Source organism: Chryseobacterium sp. FR048 (assembly GCF_056844665.1).
Genome location: NZ_JBXDSE010000004.1, coordinates 209,804 through 227,522, shown reverse-complemented (window position 1 = coordinate 227,522; position 17,719 = coordinate 209,804). Strand labels below are relative to the sequence as shown.

Here is a 17,719-nt window from a genome sequence, read left to right as displayed (position 1 = left end):
ATAATATATTTACTTTCGAAATTCTTTTTAATAATATGAATTTTGTCTCAAAATAGAAATTCTCTGAAAATATTCCAATTTTAAAAACCCACATTCAAACCAATTTTTCGTGTCTCTAAAAACTTGTTTTTATCCTTGATATAAGACATTACAGGACAACTTATACCGCTTGGAACAACTTCCCAAATTTTCATCCGCAGAGATAATATCTATGGTGAAAATTTTCACTTATGCAAGAAGACGATTTGCGAGGATTAGCCAAAATTATGGCCTTTATGCGTGCAGTTAGTATCCTATTGGTACTTATGAATTTCTACTGGTTCTGTTATTCTTTTTTCTACGACCAGGGATGGACACTTGAGGTTCTGGAAAGGATATTAAAGAACTTTCAAAGGACAGCCGGCCTGTTCGACAATTCGCTATATAGTAAAGTATTTGCGTTGATCTTATTAGCGCTCAGTTGCCTTGGGACCAAAGGTGTAAAAAATGAAAAAATTAAATGGAAAAACATTTACATATACCTGATATCCGGTTCAGTTCTTTTTCTTTTAAATTTTCCACTCCTTAAAATTTCAAATCCTCTTTATATACTTACTACTTCAGCGGGATTTATCCTGCTGATGGTAGCTGGCTTATGGATGAGCAGGCTACTAAAAAACAGGTTAATGGACGACCCTTTCAACAACGAAAATGAAAGTTTCATGCAGGAAAGCCGTCTTATCGAAAATGAATACTCCGTTAATCTACCTACACAATTCTATTATCAAGGAAAATGGAACGATGGATGGATAAATGTTGTTAATCCTTTCCGTGCTGCAATAGTCGCCGGTACTCCTGGATCAGGAAAAAGTTATGCTATTATAAACAATTATATCAAGCAGCACATTGAGAAAGGATTCTCTATGTATGTATTCGATTTCAAATTCGACGATCTTTCATTAATCGTATATAACCATTTGTTAAAACATTATGATAAGTATAACGTCAAACCACAGTTTTACGTCTTAAACTTTGATGATCCACGTCGCAGTCATCGATGTAATCCGTTAAGCCCCTCATTTTTGAGTGATATTTCCGATGCGTACGAATCTGCATATACGATAATGTTAAATTTAAACAGGACATGGATTCAGAAACAGGGAGATTTTTTTGTAGAATCACCCATCATTCTGCTCGCCTCCATTATTTGGTTCCTCAAGATATATCAAAACGGTATCTATTGTACGTTTCCCCATGCCATTGAACTTCTGAATAAGAAATACTCCGATCTATTTACGATTCTGACAAGCTATCCAGAACTTGAGAACTACTTAAGCCCTTTTTTGGATGCGTGGGAGGGTGGAGCGCAAGACCAGCTACAGGGTCAGATCGCATCCGCAAAAATACCATTATCAAGAATTATATCTCCAAAATTATATTGGGTAATGACCGGAGATGATTTTTCACTTGACATAAATAATCCAAATGAACCCAAGATCTTATGTGTTGGTAGTAACCCGGACAGGCAAACTATATATTCCGCTGCGCTAGGACTTTATAATTCAAGAATTGTTCGTCTAATAAATAAAAAAAAGCAGCTAAAGTGCTCCCTGATTATCGATGAGCTTCCCCAAATTTATTTTCGAGGCTTGGATAACTTGATTGCCTCCGCCAGAAGTAATTTAATATCCGTATGCTTGGGATTACAAGACTTTTCAATGTTAACGAGAGATTATGGCGATAAAGAATCTAAAGTAATCCAAAATATAGTAGGTAATATTTTCGCGGGACAAGTGGTTGGCGACACTGCAAAAACATTGTCAGAAAGGTTCGGGAAAATTGTACAAAAAAGACAATCCATCAGTATAAACAGAAATGATACCAGTTCTTCCATTTCCACACAGCTCGATAGTCTGATTCCTGCATCAAAGATTTCAACCTTATCACAGGGCATGTTCGTCGGAGCCGTAGCGGACAATTTTGGTGAAAAAATAGAACAAAAGATATTTCACGCCCAGATCATAGTCGATACAGAAAAGGTAGCTAATGAAACGAAAAATTATAAGCCTATTCCACAGATACGATCCTTTCTATCCGAATCTGGGGCAGATATTATGGAACAGGAAATTAACGAAAATTACCGGCAGATAAAATTGGATGTTTCGATTATAATTTCGAACGAATTGACGAGAATTGAAAATGATCCTGAACTGGCTCATTTAATCCGACAGGAATGATTTCAATACGATGAAGGATAACCCGAGAGCATAGGCTGAGAATGTACCCTCCTATCTCCCACTGATCATAACGAACCTACCATTTACTAATAGAAATTAAAAAAAATAAATTTAATATGGATTCAATCAAACCTAAACAATCTACAACTAAAATCTTATATCACGGAACCAACAGCGATTTTAATGAATTTTCACTAGAATATCTAGGCCAAAATACAGATAGAGACAATTGTCATCGGGGTATTCATTTAACGGAGGAAATTGGTATAGCACAACTTTTTGGTGAAAAAGTTTTTGAGTGTCAGGTTCACCTAAAAAAATGCCTGAATTTGGATGATGTCTTTGGCTGCACTGACCAAGCACCCGACATTGTTAATATTATATTTGAAGAGGATATTACCGATCCTAATGAAGCTTTGGAATTTATAGATGATAATATCGGATTAGGGGAATATATGGAATTTATGGAAGCCTTTAACTCACAAGATAACCTCAATATGTTTAAAGAACGTGGTTACGATCATATTATAGCTGGATTCGCCAGGGATAAAGTAGAATATTGCATTTTTGAACCTGCTGAAATTTCAATTCTTAATAAGGATTTTATTTCTCTTTTTCCAAAGAATGCGTACCTTTCCGTATTGCCAGCGAATTCCCGTCAGATTGAAAATATTTTAAAAGCTCTACAATCAACGAATGATCGGGAATTAAATATACTGTATAAGCAACTGTTTAAAAATATCAATAGTATTCCCAACAAAATAGACGGTTTTGAAATAGATAATATTAAAAAACTAAAGATACTGGCTGGGAAAGATAATACAGAAGGTTCTCTGTGCTATTCTATAAATAAGGGGAAACTATATCGAGAGTTGCCTGGTACGCTGGACGGAAAATCACCGGTTCTAAAGCTGTCTGCCGATAAAGTCAAAAAGAACGGCTTAGGAATCTCACGATAAACCATTAATTGTACAGCAATTCACATTTTTCTTCTAAAGGAACTTTAAAATTAGATCTTATGCTTATTGACTACTTTAGTATTTTCTATTTTGTTTTGTCCGTCTTCTGAATTAACAATTCTGTTTTTGCTTTCATCCAACGAAATCTGAATGTTACGCTCCACTGCTGCAAGTTCAGTCTTTAAACCAGCTAGATTCTTTTCCTTATTCCACTCACCATTTACAATATCATCCAGTATAGTTTTGTCCTTTTTTATGACTTCTATCTGTACATTTTCTTCGTCAATTAAACGTGGTATTTTTTTTAGGGCATTAAGAAAATTCAAGCTAGCCTTTTCAGGATCTGCAGCAATAATTCCATTGTTATGAGTGTATTTTATATTCCCCTCTCCACAGATATAAAAACGGTTATCCCTTTCCATTATATTCTCCTTTTCCCGAATCTCCGTTTTTACAAGAATACGAAAACCATAGAGAGAACCAATTTCTTCGTAATCACCGCCTGTTCGGGCGTTTGAAGCAATTTTATTAAGATATGAACCAATTTCGGTAATTCCTGCATTTTTTGCCAGCCCATTTAATTGTATAGGATTTAATAGAGTACCGTCAGAAGATTTAAGAATACGATTTTGAAGATTATCCCTATCAACTATAAATCTTTCCAACTTTGAAATTCGCCCTTCCAGCTCCTCTTGCAACAATCCAAGTTTGGAGCCTGCACTCCATTTAGACCGTAAAAAAGCATTTTTTTCATTTTCCATCGCCACAATCTTCTTTTCTACTTTTGCCTTTTCCAATAGATCAGTATTTCCTGAGAGTAAGGCAACATACTCCGAAAAGTTCATCCCGGAAACCTCATCCATCCCTCCCTCATCGATAGTACGCACACTTAGACTATTACTTTTTAACTGACCAACAAATCGCTGTTTGTTAGCAAGCGTATTAAACTTATAAGCATCAAGCGATTTTTCAACAGCATAAATAAAGACATCCACCGTATTATTGGCAAAGAATTTCGCGATTTCATTTCCTTTGCGGACAGCGCGGCCATTGCGCTGTTCAAGATCTGACGGTCGCCATGGAATATCCAAGTGATGTACTGCAACTGCTCTTTTCTGTGCATTAACACCAGTTCCGAGCATATCTGTAGAACCAAAAAGAACTCTTACCCTTCCATCATTCGCGGCCTTTATCAATTCATTACGTTGATCCTCCGTCTTGGCCTCCTGTATAAACCGAATTTGATCAACTGGAATATCATGATCCTGCATAAGCTTTCGCTTTATCTCGGAATAGATATTCCATTCACCAGGCTTGTAGGTTCCTAAATCTGAGAAAACGAACTGCGTACCTTTCTGAGCATTATACTTTCTGTAATATTTAGCTATGTTTGCGGCACATACAGAGGCTTTATTTCCAGCATCATCGGCATATTTAGATGAAATCAACCTCATATCCAGCGACATTTTTCTCGCGTAATCTGTAGCAATCAGCATTTTGGCTTTTTGTTCTGTCGGACTTAATGGTGGCCTTCCAAGCAATTCTGCATTTCCAGACTTAGCAAATTCCATCAATTTTTTGATGAAAATCTCCTGATCCGGAGTTGGCGGGATATTATACAATATCTCATTTTTTACAGGCCGGTCAATACCAATGTCTTCAGCAGTACGGTAATCGGTTATCTCTGCATAGAATTGTGCCAGCTCGGGTACTTTGATAAAATGACGGAATCTCTCTTTTTGCACAATATTATTTGCAACAGAAAATTCATAATCAATGGACTTTCGCGCAAATATCGCAGCCCAGGCATCGAAGCAATTAATACCCTGACGTTCCAATGCTTTTGGACGTAGATACTTAAAAAGACAGTATAACTCGGTCAGTGAATTGGAAATGGTCGTTCCCGAAAGAAAAGTTGCCCCTAAGTCCTTACCGCTTCTTTCCTGGATTGTTCTTATGGCAAAAAGAAGATTAAGTGCTTTTTGACTGCCTTGCGAATTGCCCAGACCGGCAACACGCTCATGTCTTGTATTGAACATAAGGTTCTTGAATTTATGGCTCTCGTCCACAAAAAGGTGATCGATCCCCATCATTTTGAAGTCCACAACATCATCTTTTCGGTTTTCTATATCATGTTCTAAGGTCTTTAGTTTAACATTCAGGTTTTTCTTACGGATTTCTACTCCTTTAAGCATAGCACCCGAAATATCTTTACCCTGACTTCTTAAGACTGAAAGATTTTGCTCCACGCCATCCTGTTCAGCCTGTAGAATATCCTTTTGAAGTTCTGACGACTGGGGGATCATCCCAAATTGATCATGCGTAAGAATAATGCAGTCCCAATCGTTATTCTTGATATCGCCAAAAATCTTAAGTCGCTTTTGTGGGGTAAAGTCCTTTTTTCCGGGATAAAGTATTTTTGCATGGGGATAAGCTTCCCGATAGGTCTTGGCAATATCATGCACATTTGCCTTTAATGCAATAATCATCGGTTTATGGACAAGCCCTAATCGTTTCATCTCCTGGGCCCCTGCACACATAATCAGCGTTTTGCCAGCTCCCACTTCATGATCACAAATTCCTCCGCCATTGGATTTTATCATCCAGATAGCATCTTTCTGGCTGTCATAGAGGTCCTCAATGTTCACCGCCCTCCGATCCAGTCCGGGAAATCTCTGATGGCTACCATCATATTGCGGTCGTACATAACAGTTAAATAATTCATTATACCGTTCTGTCAGTTCATTTTTGAACGCATCGTCCTGCTGATAGAGCCATTCTGTAAATTCGTGACGGATTTCATCTATCTTCGTATTGGCAACCTGAATAGTCTCCATATCCCGCACCTTCACAGCCGTACCATCAGCCAAATATTCTGTTTTTGTAATATCTGGGGTAGTATTAACAAGTGCATGTCGCAATAAATTCAAACCGTCAAAACTGCGGCTTTCGGATTTCACCGCATACTTTTCTGTGATCTTCAGATTGCTGGATTTTGCACTGACAGAATAGTCATCACTACTTTCAGAATAATGAATACTAATCGTTGTGTCAAAAAGATGGGTAGCAAAACGATTATAGATATCGGTTCCGATCCAGCGTTCTCCCAGATTAAAGTCAAGAGCCTCAAACTTAATAGGCTCAGGCCGTACCTTTTCAAGCGCTTCAAGACTTACTAGAGCTTCCTGATCATTAGGATTATCGACAATGTAAGCTTTTACTTGTTTTGCTTTTTCAACGACATCACCAGAAAGAAATTTTTGAGAGACTTCCTGCTCGCCACTTATCGGATTATAGTAAATACTTCCCTGTAGGCTTTCTCTTAATGCATCGGAAGACAGACCACTGATCTGTTCCATATACCTCATATCAACATTACCGGAGCGGTTCAAAGAAGCCGACAAAGCTTCTTGCGGAGAAGCCTCAGAGATTTTCATTCTTGCAAAACTAACCGGATGGTCAAAAATATCCGACTTATGGATTACACCTCCGACAACCCGTTCAAGTGAGGGAATTTCATTGCCCGAGGGATCCATTTTTATAACCTTAATATTTTCGGCAGCATTTAGATGACCATATTTTCTGACAAAATCATCATAGAGCTTATTCAGAAGTCCCCGATTGGTACTATCCTCTTCCTGATTTTTAGCTTCGTAATGATACAGGTCATTATAACAGTCCCTTACTTTTATATAGGCATCAATTCGTTTTCGCTGGATCTCGCTAAGCGCTATTGGTTTAAAACTATGATTTCCCTCGTGTGCATTTCGTTTGATCCTGCCAACATGTCCCCTATAATAAACTAGGGTATCCTCTCGATAGTAGCTTTTAACTTCAGCATCAAAAACCTGCGGTTCCAAACTACGCTGTTCCTCATTATCTTGAAATAAGGAAAGCATGGAAACTGCTTTAACGTGTTTGTTCCCGCCATCTTGCTTCTTATCTACGCTGGAAGGCTTTATTTTTACTGTAGTATTCTGTGACCGCACCTGTTCATCCAAATTCTCCGCGAACAGTGACAACTGTTCAGTCACCATGGGCTTATTTGGCGTATTGCTTCGCTTTTTCCTATTTGTTGGTGACTTTGTAGACTGAGCAACCTCATCTTCTGTAAAAAGGTTGAGCTGAACTGCATTTGATGTGGTCGTATCAAGTAGATTGTATGATAATTTATCTCTTACCGTAGAAGTTATTTTTTTCTCCGAACCACTGACATCTGATAATTTGGCTCTTTGAAATTTTCTGTACAAATCAGGATTAAAATAATTTTTAAAATCAGCTTCAAGCTTTTTCGCAAGATCTTCACCGATACCAGCCAGTCCGCCTTCATGTAGATATACTGTGCCGGGTTTACCATATTGATCGGTACCGACAACAGCTTTTGTATAAACAATGTGATTAGGATTATAGAAAAGTAGATTGCAGTTTTCTCCGCCCGGTTTGACTCCGCTTTTTATAAAATCTCTGGCCCTTTGGGACAATTCCCTGTTTTCAGTTCTTTTCTGTAAAATAAGGAGGTCCGTTCCAACTGATGTGCCAGCCTCATCAAATAGGTTATTTGGCAATCTTACCGCAGAAACCAAATGATGTTCTTTCATCAACACTTCCCGGATCGGTTGATTGGAGGGACTATCCATCACTCCCTGAGAGGTGATGAATGCCAAAATTCCTCCTTCTCGTAACTTATCTGTGGACTTTAAAAAAAAAATAATTGTGAATTGCTGAAATAGAAGCTTTTCGGGCCAGATCCGTTCCTTTTGAATAAGAAAGATCAAACACAGAAGTTTTTCCAAATGGAATATTCCCAAGAATCACATCGTACTTACTATCTTCCTCTATACCTATATTTTCAAAACCTTCGACATTGACCTTAGACTGTGGGTACAATAATTTTAGGATCAAACCTGTGAGTGGATCTTGTTCATATACTGTAATTTCAAGATCACGAAGGTTTGAAAATGGTTTGATGAATGAACCTACACCCGCTGATGGTTCCAACAATGTCTGAATCTCTACATCATTATTAATTAAAACCTTTGAAATCGTTTCTGAAATGGGTACAGGGGTATAAAAGGCATCCAGAATTGATGCCTTTATTCCATCTATATATTGCTTATATGTTCTGTCATTCTCGCTGTTCTCCAATATCAGATCGTAGAGTGTCTTCGTTAACTCAAAAAGAGGTCGGTCAGCCACACTCCACTTCTCAATGTCATCAACAGACTCTGCTGGATTTAGGATAAATTTCAGTCCTCCAAATCCGGCATACAACGACATTTGTCTTAGCTCCTCCGAACTTCCTTCCCTTTTTTCTTTGTGCAACAGAAAAGCAATTTTCAGGGCATCAATATTCTGCTGGAGGTGCTGCCTCTTATTGAATGCCATTCTTTTCGATCCATATGGCGATGAAACCTGTCAGTTCCGTATATAGCAGGTCATAATCATTTGAATATGCAAAATCATCGCTTAGATCATACTTTGCAAAAACCTCTGCACAGATAGGAAGTATTTTTAATGCAAAGTCCCGATATTCAAAGTCAAAGAACAGATCTGTAAACTCATTGGTCAGGACATCAAATAGACTGTCGTATTTTGAAAAATGTAGACCTTCATACAAAATATAGTCGGCTATTTCATCACATTTGTGAACGCCATTGCCAGACCTGAATGCTCCTTCATACGCATTAGCTGCCCACCGCGCCCGTTGGCCGATAAATTTCGTATCCTCTAATTTCTCAGGAAAACTCGCTTCTATATGTTCCTGTAGCTTTAATTGGTAGTAGGAAAAATCCTTTTGCACTTTTTTCATGTGTCAATTGTTTACTTGTTAGGTAAACCTAGCCACAGAAGCCCTCGTAATGCAGTTTAGGGGGTATTCTAACCTAAGAAGTCCGTCATTTTCCTAATTGAAAAAATGAGTTAAAAAAAAAGAAGCCTGAAATCACCGGGGATCTCAGGCTTCACACCAAATCACATCATGAAAATTATCTGAACTTTCGTTTCTTTTTCTGCTCAAATTCAAAAGAAGTAGTACCGTCCTCCGATAACACAATATAGGCATCAAATGGCTTTCCACTGTGACCGACCATCTTGCGGATCAATGGTGTTCTTTTCTTGGTAAGCAAAGCTTCTACAATTTTATATGTTAATTGTATTCCGCACACCTTTCGAAAAAGTATCCATCCGCATTCATCACTACAGCATTTGATTACCTTTTCACGCAAATAGGCTTTACTACTACATTTTGGGCAGTATAGATCTTGAGGACCCGCTTCCGTAATTTTCTCGGTCAGGAGCTCCTTGGTAACCTCTTGTGTTAGCTTCTCAAGTTCAGCATGAAATTCCGTAGCAGACATTTCATTATTCTGTATCTTTTCAAATGCAAGTTCCCATTGCGCCGTCATAGCAACATCTGCTATCTTTTTATCCGCTACGATCTGATAAACAAGAAGGCCCTTCTCAGTAGGAATGATCGACTTCTTCTCCCGGCGGATATAATCCCTGTCGAAAAGCGTTTCAATAACCGAAGCACGGGTAGCTGGTGTACCTATTCCAATGGTTTTAAGTGCCTTTCTCTCCTCAATATCCGCAATGGTATTACCGGCATTTTCCATTGCTGATAAAAGTTCTGCTTCAGTATATAATGCAGGTGGCTTTGTTTTTTTGGAAAGAAGCGTCGCAGCGGTTACCTGTAAGAGATCGCCATTGTGGAGTTCCGGCAGGTCAAAAACATTGTCCTCCTCGTCTTCATTAAAATTTCCATTGATCAGCTTCCAGCCTGGGGAAGTAATCTTTATTGCTTTAATTGCAAAATTATAATGTAGGATTTCTAACGTTACCGAAGTAGTTTCCCTATGGCAGGCTGGTGAAATAGCTTCAAGAATTCGGCAGGCGATCATATCATACAGTGCATTTTCCTGCGCATTCAAAATACTAGGTATATTCTCCGTTATTAAAATTCCATGATGGTCAGTCACTTTCACATCATTGACGATATGTTTGTTATATCTCTCCCATTTAACTTTTTCAACCTTTTCTTTAAAAGCGTTGGAAGCCCCTAAAGCGACAATCAGATTTGGAATTTCGCTCCAGACATCTTCGGGAATGTACTTTGATCCCGTACGGGGGTAACTTATCAATTTCTTCTCATACAAGATCTGCGCTATTTCCAGTGTTTTTTCCGCGGAAAAACCCAGCTTCCTGTTGGCCTCTTTTTGTAAGCCTGTCAAATCAAAAAGTAATGGTGCCTGCAAGGAACCGGATTTCTTTTCAACATCCACAACAAGTACAGTTCCTGCACGCTCAATAGATCTTATTGCAGATTCTACTCTAGTTCGTTCTTCCCATTCATCAACCGATAAACTCTTGAAAATAATCCCCTCTTTTTGATGTTCCAGCTCAATCTGGAAATAGCTTTTTACTTCAAACGATTTATGATCTATATATCTTTTGCAGATAAGCGATAAAGTAGGTGTCTGAACACGTCCTAAAGAATATAAACCATCCCCTAAACTGATCGTAAGGGCTTGCGTGGCATTGATCCCTATCATCCAGTCAGACTGTGACCGCTCGCGTCCCGCATAATAAAGACCATCAAAATCAGCCCCGGACTTCAAATTGTTTAATCCGCTTATGATTGCTTTCTCTGTTAAACTACTGATCCAAAGCCTCTCAAATGATTTATGGCAGCCTAAATATTCATATATGTATCGGAAAATTACTTCACCCTCCCTACCTGCATCGGTAGCAACAATAATGCTGTCGCACTTTTCGAAAACTTCGCCAATTATTTCTAATTGCCGTTTTGAACCTTCATCGTAAACATAACCATTACCAGCCTTTACTTTTCTACAGGTAAGCATAAAATTTTCTGGTATGATAGGAAGGGATTCCCTGTTGAATCCCTTTATTCCATAGTCCGCAGGCATCGCCAGTCCTACAAGATGTCCATAAGCCCATGTGACCATAAAATCACCCCCCAAAAAATATCCATCTTTTCTTTCAGTCGCTCCTACAATTCGGGCTAGTTCATGTGCTACAGAAGGCTTTTCTGCTAAGATTGCTTTCATAATGGCTTACTTTAGTGAAGTTTCGGTCGTCTTGTAGGTGTCTTTCTTTCTTGCGCATCAGTCTTTGCAGTATTACGTGCGGCCTGTTTTGAATCATCTTTTTGCACCGGAGATTGTCGCTGTTTCTTCTCTTGATTTGTATCACCAAGGACTTGCTCCAGCTGATTTTCCAAATGAGGTTTCTGGAAGGAGAAGTCAACCTTTCCTTTTTGTTCATTGTAGAAGGCGTAACCTGAATATATTCTATTTTGATCCTTATTGACAAGATCTTCCAGATAAATAGCTTTACCCTCTTTTAGCTGATCCTGTTCTTTTTCGCTAAGCTGTCGATCTCTGAAGACGGGTGGAATTACCCTTGTAAGCTGTTGCTCAATATTTAGGGTTTCTTTATTGCCAGCAAATACAATTTTTCTGTCATCCGCACTGAACTGCAACGTTTGGCTGAACAGTTCCCCTGTTTTTGTATTTACCATACCATCAACAAGCACCGGCTTTCCTTCCATGAGTTCCTGTTTTTGTTCTTTACTTAACTTTACACCACCGAATTTATCATTGATTTTAATCCATTCAAGCGGATATGATACCGGCTCCTTTGTATATTTGTCCAAACTGATCAAGGACTTTACTGAAATACCCTGTGTATTCGTCAGTTCAGCCACCCGTCCCATATTTCCAGTTTTTATCAGGTTCTCCTTATCCTCTCTAGTAAATCTATGGCCATAAAAAGGATTTTCCAAAGGAGCTTTATGTCGTATACCATGCGTCAAAATAACAATCTTATTATCGACTTGTCTTAAAGAAAGGCGAGCATCACCTTTTAATGCCAGCCCTTCAAAATTTCCTTCAATCTTAAATATTGTATCTGATTTGTATCCTTTTAGCAATTTGTCCAATTGTCCATTTTTCTCTAACAGCTCCCTGTTCAAGCCAAATTTATGAGCTGTATTCCAGTCAATTTCATCTGCATTATAACGATACACATTTTTTGTATCATCTTTGGTTTTCCCTTGATTTACTTCTTGTTTCGTTTCCATATCCTGCTTTTTTTGTTTATTGTCATGTTTCACTTCCAATGCCTCCAGCAATTTATTTCCTTCTGGTGTTGGATTATCGAGCGCGGACTGTAGTCTTTTTGCAACTGCCTCCATATCAATGTCCGCAATTTTAAAGAACTTGTATCCTGTGGGATCGTTGAGCTTTCGCCAGAAATTAGAAAAGAAATTGCTGAAAATGTCATTTTTGTCTACGCGCATAAAATCCAGCAAATTCTTCTGCTTAGGTTCTCCTGTTTCCAGTTTCCCATCCTTATCTACTCCTTTTACTGCTTCAATCCTGTTCTTAACTTTGTCAAGAACCAATAGGATATCGGACAGCGGTTCTAACGCTTTGGCTACCTTTTCGTCAGTGATTGTTTGTTCGTTCATAATAAAAAAGTTTTAAGATTATCGAAAGTAGAATGGGAATTGTTGCAGTTTTATATCTATTCCGTTAGAAACCTATTTTTGCCTATATTTTCCGCCGTGATAGCTGTCTCTAATAAACTGTTGCACATCAGAACTCTTGTAATAAATTTTACCACTGATAGTGAAAAACTTTATTCTGCCGATTGTACGGTAACGCTGAAGACATCGGTAAGTGATCTTTAGCATTTGAAGCACGTCTTGATTATCGAGCAGTTCATCACCGTCGATACTCAATCTCTTTTTGTCGCGGATTTCAAGATCCCCTGCGAGTATATCAAATCGCTTCATGATACGATCCATCCACGCGAGGAATTCAACTCGATCTATATTCATAGCCTTTTACATTTGGTTTACATACCAAAATTGGCCTTGATTTTCCGCTAAATCGTACAAGGTACTACCAAGGATGTACCAAGAGAAATGAACTTTTTTTTCGTTATTTTTTTAATAGTGGCGCCAGTTTGCATTGGTATCCTATGACTAGTATATTGGTACATACTAAAAGTATGAACTGTCGAAGCCAGTTGTGTAAATTTCAGGTTAGTTATTCTACGAATGAATTCAGTATAACAGGACAGTATAAATTTCGGCAATAAAAAACAGGTCATCGATATGATTACCTGTCTTGTACAATAGATTTACTACCTACCTTAAAGTTCTCTATCCATATATTGTTCTAGAGAACTTTTTAAGAAAAGTAAATAGCTGGTTTTCTCTCCTGCCCTGAACTTCATCTGATGGAATGCATGATGAATATCCCCCAATTTGATTTCAAACACTTCCTCAAATAGTTTACTCATTTTTCGCAGGCCAGCTCTGCCATTAGACACACTACCTGCTGCATGTAGCGCATAAATCAGTTCAATTAACGCATTCTTGGAATCCGTCCAAGAAAAACTTCCATTTTCAGGCATAGGGGAACTACCGGTATTATTGGAGTCTTTCTGACTAATTTTCGATAAATAATAGGAAAAAAGCAAGTCCATCGCTATGATCTGAGCGACTTTATAATCATAATAGGTAGAAAAGTCAATATCAACTTCAAAGAAAAAACTGTCTACACCATCGAAGAAATTAATATTACCTAATCTAAAATATGAATTGTCTTTATCGCAGCGACCAGAACGATAATACCAGTAAAAATCCGAACTCTCCAGGTGCTTTTTATATTCTTTATTTAAAAGCTTGATCTGCTCGTTGTAATAAGCTTGTACCAAATCATAAAGTTCCGGGTTAATAACTTCCAAACGGACAAGCTTATTGTAGTAAATGAGTTTTCCTAAAATCTCGGGCTTGACAGTCTTAAAAAAGACTACTTCGTCGTCGGCTGTAGCAAAACCATTTTTTGCAATTTGGGTTTTAAGATCGCTTAATAATTGGCGAAGAAAAGAAACCATATGATAAGCTTCTTCAATGGTGCTTTTCGTACTTCGTTCTAGATTCTTCTCCTGTTGTTCGATTGATAATAGAATATTTTTATATAATTGTTTCATGGTTACTTTTTTAAAGTGAATAACCTCCACACAGTCGTTTTCCCTTTAAATTATATCTCTCCACGTTGAGATATAAAATTAAATATACAATATATTTTTTTTCTAATAATCAATAGTTTAGGCCAGTTATTATTCGCCGACACTAAATCAGAATTCGTACCAATATACTCATAATCTGCAATTGAATGAAATATGTTTGCTCATTAAAAAATTATTATTCTCCAATAAAACAAAGATTATTCTTTAAGATACTGTAAAAATTAAACCATTGAAATTTATTCCTTTTATCTAATATAAAATGAAACAAAAGATTTTTAATCAAAATTCTGGTTAGAATTAATACATAAAAGAGACCACCATTTAAGTAATCTCTTCTATTGTACCCTAATCTAATCTGGGAATTTTTGTAATTAAATCTTTCCGTTCAAGAATTTAATAGCCTTACTTGTATTCTCTAGCGTACCATGCGAGATGAAAAATATCAGATGGATCATATTCAAATCCTTCATTTGGCTCGATTTCCATTGTTAATTTATTAAATGTAACCTTGTACTTTATAAAAAAGCCAATTGGTTGGAGGCAGTCCTCTTTAGCGTCGTTGATAGCCTTGATCGCATCGCTACTTGGTAATGTTATTTTAATCATATTGCTAAATTACATTTGCAGATATTTTTATTTTTACGGTTACCCGTAAGATTATAATTTTTATTAAAATTTGAATTTTGATGGTTTAGGTTTTAGATCGATCTGCCCTAAAAAATGTAAAGCTGTTTCGTCCAAGTGCTCCAATTCATACGGAGAAAAATTCCTTTTTTGATTAGGAAATCTTTAGACTAAATAGGATAAGAATTTCAATTCTATCTTTGTTGACAGCCAATTTGTTAAATTAGTGCTACTTCTCTAAAAATATAGCAAACATCCATATAAAAAGGACAAATATTTTATAAGTCAAAACTCTTGCAGATTAATTTTAAAATTATGAATAAAAAAGAAAGGCCAAATCAGTGCTGGCAAATAATCACACTAAAAATTTACCATTACAGATAAAAATAATTGGTTAGTAGGCGCGCGAAAGATTCGAACTACGAATTGAAATATTTTAAAATTACAATCTCATGAAGATAACTTAACAGGAATCAAACAAAAAGAACAAAATCATAAACACTTTATTTTCAACCACATAACTCTAAGATATTTTCAATATCGTTATAAAAATAGTTTGGATAGCCTACCAGCGAGTTCACTTAAGGAGACAACTATTTGATAGTTGTCTCTCTTTTTTTATGCATAAAAATCTCTATATCAAACTTTTACAGTCTGATATTTTATGGTTTGATTTTTTCCGTATGAAAACCTTAGTCTATCTGAAATTGACAGTCTAAAAGTGCTCTATCAGAGATTTCATCGGCACTTAAGCTTGGTTTGAAATCCCATTAAGGTTCTAATATTTCTTTCTCTTTTGGCTTATCATAATTTTTGGATACTAAATATAATAATTCCAATATAATTTTAGCTTCCTTCTCATTTACCCGAATTCCATTCTTGGCCAGAAGAATAATTGCTTGCTCAACCGAAACATTTTTATCAATGAAATTCATTTTTCTTATTAGTTTTTCGGTTACTTTTCTTTAATAATATTTTTGAAAATGCTTGATTCAACCCTAAAGAAAGACTTCCTGTTTGGTAGTCAATATCAACCGGCGGAATAAGATTAACAAGATATCTTTTGTCTGAAGTATCAAACTCGGAAAATTTTTGAAAAATTTCAACTAGCGCTTTATCCTCTATTTGATTCTTTCTGTCGATAGCTTTTATTTTAAGAACAATATCACGCGTTTCCTTGCTAAGATTTCTAGTATTAATTTGATGTTCTTTTTTTAATTCATTATAGTCATCAATCTTCAATATTCCTGCAATAAATAGTTTTCTACCTCTAGAAAGGATTAGCTCCTCCTCTTTTATTTTTCTTTCCAATAATTTTTGAGTGTATAGATAACTCGCTTTCTGCGTCTTTGTATTCTGCCCTTCCAAAATATTCCTAAATAATTCAACTGCATTATTTGATAGTATCAACTGTTGAAGCTTATTTTGATAACATTCATTCAGAAAAACTGCATTTATCCTTGTCCTACAGCCATCCTGACAATGATAATATGGATATTTTTTTGATCGACCTTGTGAAATACTTGCACTAAGTTTTCGATCACAAATAGGACAAGTCAAAAAACCTCTAAGAAAAAATAGCTCTTTCAAATCATTTTTTTTAGAAGTAGTTTTTCTTTTTGTATTAATAACAGACTGAACCTGGTAAAATAACGACTCTGATATTAAAGGTTCATGCAAACCTTTTATCATTTGCTCTTCATTGGGTTCAATTCTGACTGATATAAGCCCACAATAAACTGGATTCCGTAAAATTCTAAAAAAGTGTGACCGTGAACATATCAATCCTTTTTCATTAGCCATTTTCATTATTTCGGAAATCTTATGATCGTTCTGGGCAGCTTGATGAAAAGACCACTTTATAATATCAGCTTCAGGCTCTTTAGGAGCAATAGCTTTTTTACCATCCATTAATGTCAAATTAATAAATCCAATAGGTGCTTTATTAGGATATCTACCCATCAGCTTCGCTCGACGAATACCATTTGCTGTATTTTGAGCCCTCCGAGTATTTTCCGCTTCCGGAACCGCTAAATATACAGCCAGCATAACGGTACTTTCCGGCACAGAGAAATCAATTGGTTGATCAATAGCCATTGCTGTCGTTTTATATTTTCGCAGCTTTCCAATCATTTCGTAAGCATATTCAACATTACGACTGAATCTGTCCCATTTTATAAATAGTATATTTTTATCTTCTCCTGATGATTTCTTTTTAATTTCTGAAAACAATTCTTTCCACTCAGGTCGATTGAAATTTTTGGCAGAATAATCTTCACGATAGATTCCTTTGACTTCGATATTGTTATATTTACAATACTTCAATAATCTATCCTCCTGCTCAGGCAGGGAGTAACCTTTTCTTTTTTGTTCGTCCGTACTTACACGGACATATAAATAGGCTGACTTCATATAATTAATGTATTTATTTGATTTACAAATTAATATTTTTAATCATATGAAATAATAAACCACATATTCTATATTAACGTTTTCACAACTCTACGTTTTCTTCTTAATATAGAATTTCTTTATTTTAAGTAATTGCTTTTTCTTTTCATCAATCAGGTTTTCTAATTCATCAAACATAAATTCTATTCTCTGGCTATTATCATCTGATAACTCAAAATTATTTAAATCCAAAACGCCATCATTAATATTATTATTCATTATATCAATAAGTCCAAGAAAGTTAATCTCATCTTGGGTAAGAAAGCTCTTATTTTCGTTTAGCCATTCTTTGCCTTTATATAATAAGTGCTTGCGCACATTTATTTCAACGAATTTGCTAAATATTTTCTCAGAATTATTTTTAACTAAATCAACGAATGACACCCACTCATTATTTCGAGGTAA

General features: G+C 36.4%; 12 protein-coding genes. 2 read left to right on the top strand and 10 right to left on the bottom strand.

The annotated features are described in order from the left end of the window. The first annotated feature begins 230 nt into the window (after positions 1 to 230). Together mobC and AC106K_RS13505 are read left to right on the top strand one after the other, a co-directional pair. The gene (gene mobC, locus AC106K_RS13510) at positions 231 to 2,216 is read left to right on the top strand and encodes a conjugal transfer protein MobC (protein ID WP_482446065.1); all 1,986 of its coding nucleotides are present in this window, start codon (positions 231 to 233) and stop codon (positions 2,214 to 2,216) included. Positions 2,217 to 2,332: 116 nt separating this feature from the next. Continuing rightward, positions 2,333 to 3,175 (top strand): ADP-ribosyltransferase-containing protein, encoded by an 843-nt coding sequence (locus AC106K_RS13505; RefSeq protein WP_123871831.1) that lies wholly within the window; start codon positions 2,333 to 2,335, stop codon positions 3,173 to 3,175. A gap of 50 nt (positions 3,176 to 3,225) precedes the next feature. Here the strand turns inward: AC106K_RS13505 and AC106K_RS13500 are convergent, their stop codons facing one another. From AC106K_RS13500 to AC106K_RS13455, 10 genes are all read right to left on the bottom strand, one after another. Next, on the bottom strand, positions 3,226 to 7,839 hold the full coding sequence (locus AC106K_RS13500; RefSeq protein WP_482446063.1) for a helicase-related protein: 4,614 nt from the start codon (positions 7,837 to 7,839) through the stop codon (positions 3,226 to 3,228). A gap of 19 nt (positions 7,840 to 7,858) precedes the next feature. Next, on the bottom strand, positions 7,859 to 8,560 hold the full coding sequence (locus AC106K_RS13495) for a DNA methyltransferase family protein (RefSeq protein ID WP_482446061.1): 702 nt from the start codon (positions 8,558 to 8,560) through the stop codon (positions 7,859 to 7,861). Continuing rightward, positions 8,547 to 8,984, bottom strand: a complete 438-nt coding sequence (locus AC106K_RS13490; RefSeq protein ID WP_123871835.1) for a DUF1896 domain-containing protein — start codon at positions 8,982 to 8,984, stop codon at positions 8,547 to 8,549. Before AC106K_RS13490 ends, AC106K_RS13495 begins: the two co-directional genes overlap by 14 nt. Before the next feature lie 175 nt (positions 8,985 to 9,159). Then, positions 9,160 to 11,244, bottom strand: a complete 2,085-nt coding sequence (locus AC106K_RS13485; RefSeq protein WP_482446059.1) for a type IA DNA topoisomerase — start codon at positions 11,242 to 11,244, stop codon at positions 9,160 to 9,162. A gap of 11 nt (positions 11,245 to 11,255) precedes the next feature. Continuing rightward, positions 11,256 to 12,668, bottom strand: coding sequence for a DUF3945 domain-containing protein (locus AC106K_RS13480; RefSeq protein WP_123871839.1), 1,413 nt, complete (start codon positions 12,666 to 12,668; stop codon positions 11,256 to 11,258). 72 nt (positions 12,669 to 12,740) lie between these two features. Then, entirely contained in the window at positions 12,741 to 13,040 is a 300-nt protein-coding gene (locus tag AC106K_RS13475; RefSeq protein WP_076350974.1) for a helix-turn-helix domain-containing protein, read from the bottom strand. A 317-nt stretch (positions 13,041 to 13,357) separates the two neighbouring features. Next, a complete protein-coding gene (locus AC106K_RS13470; protein ID WP_076352060.1) occupies positions 13,358 to 14,200 on the bottom strand; it encodes an RteC domain-containing protein in 843 nt (280 codons plus the stop codon). Between the two features lie 1,433 nt (positions 14,201 to 15,633). Next, positions 15,634 to 15,798 (bottom strand): PTS sugar transporter subunit IIBC, encoded by a 165-nt coding sequence (locus AC106K_RS13465; RefSeq protein ID WP_482446056.1) that lies wholly within the window; start codon positions 15,796 to 15,798, stop codon positions 15,634 to 15,636. Continuing rightward, positions 15,785 to 17,275, bottom strand: coding sequence for a recombinase family protein (locus AC106K_RS13460; protein ID WP_482446054.1), 1,491 nt, complete (start codon positions 17,273 to 17,275; stop codon positions 15,785 to 15,787). Before AC106K_RS13460 ends, AC106K_RS13465 begins: the two co-directional genes overlap by 14 nt. A gap of 90 nt (positions 17,276 to 17,365) precedes the next feature. Next, positions 17,366 to 17,698, bottom strand: a complete 333-nt coding sequence (locus AC106K_RS13455; protein WP_482446052.1) for a hypothetical protein — start codon at positions 17,696 to 17,698, stop codon at positions 17,366 to 17,368. Positions 17,699 to 17,719: the final 21 nt, after the last annotated feature.

Excerpts from the sequence above, each read along its gene's own strand:
- AC106K_RS13460 (WP_482446054.1), bottom strand. The coding sequence starts at position 17,275 with ATGAAGTCAGCCTATTTATATGTCCGTGTAAGTACGGACGAACAAAAA.
- AC106K_RS13480 (WP_123871839.1), bottom strand. The coding sequence starts at position 12,668 with ATGAACGAACAAACAATCACTGACGAAAAGGTAGCCAAAGCGTTAGAA.
- AC106K_RS13490 (WP_123871835.1), bottom strand. The coding sequence starts at position 8,984 with ATGAAAAAAGTGCAAAAGGATTTTTCCTACTACCAATTAAAGCTACAG.
- AC106K_RS13505 (WP_123871831.1), top strand. The coding sequence starts at position 2,333 with ATGGATTCAATCAAACCTAAACAATCTACAACTAAAATCTTATATCAC.
- mobC (WP_482446065.1), top strand. The coding sequence starts at position 231 with ATGCAAGAAGACGATTTGCGAGGATTAGCCAAAATTATGGCCTTTATG.
- AC106K_RS13495 (WP_482446061.1), bottom strand. The coding sequence starts at position 8,560 with ATGGCATTCAATAAGAGGCAGCACCTCCAGCAGAATATTGATGCCCTG.
- AC106K_RS13465 (WP_482446056.1), bottom strand. The coding sequence starts at position 15,798 with ATGAATTTCATTGATAAAAATGTTTCGGTTGAGCAAGCAATTATTCTT.
- AC106K_RS13470 (WP_076352060.1), bottom strand. The coding sequence starts at position 14,200 with ATGAAACAATTATATAAAAATATTCTATTATCAATCGAACAACAGGAG.
- AC106K_RS13485 (WP_482446059.1), bottom strand. The coding sequence starts at position 11,244 with ATGAAAGCAATCTTAGCAGAAAAGCCTTCTGTAGCACATGAACTAGCC.
- AC106K_RS13475 (WP_076350974.1), bottom strand. The coding sequence starts at position 13,040 with ATGAATATAGATCGAGTTGAATTCCTCGCGTGGATGGATCGTATCATG.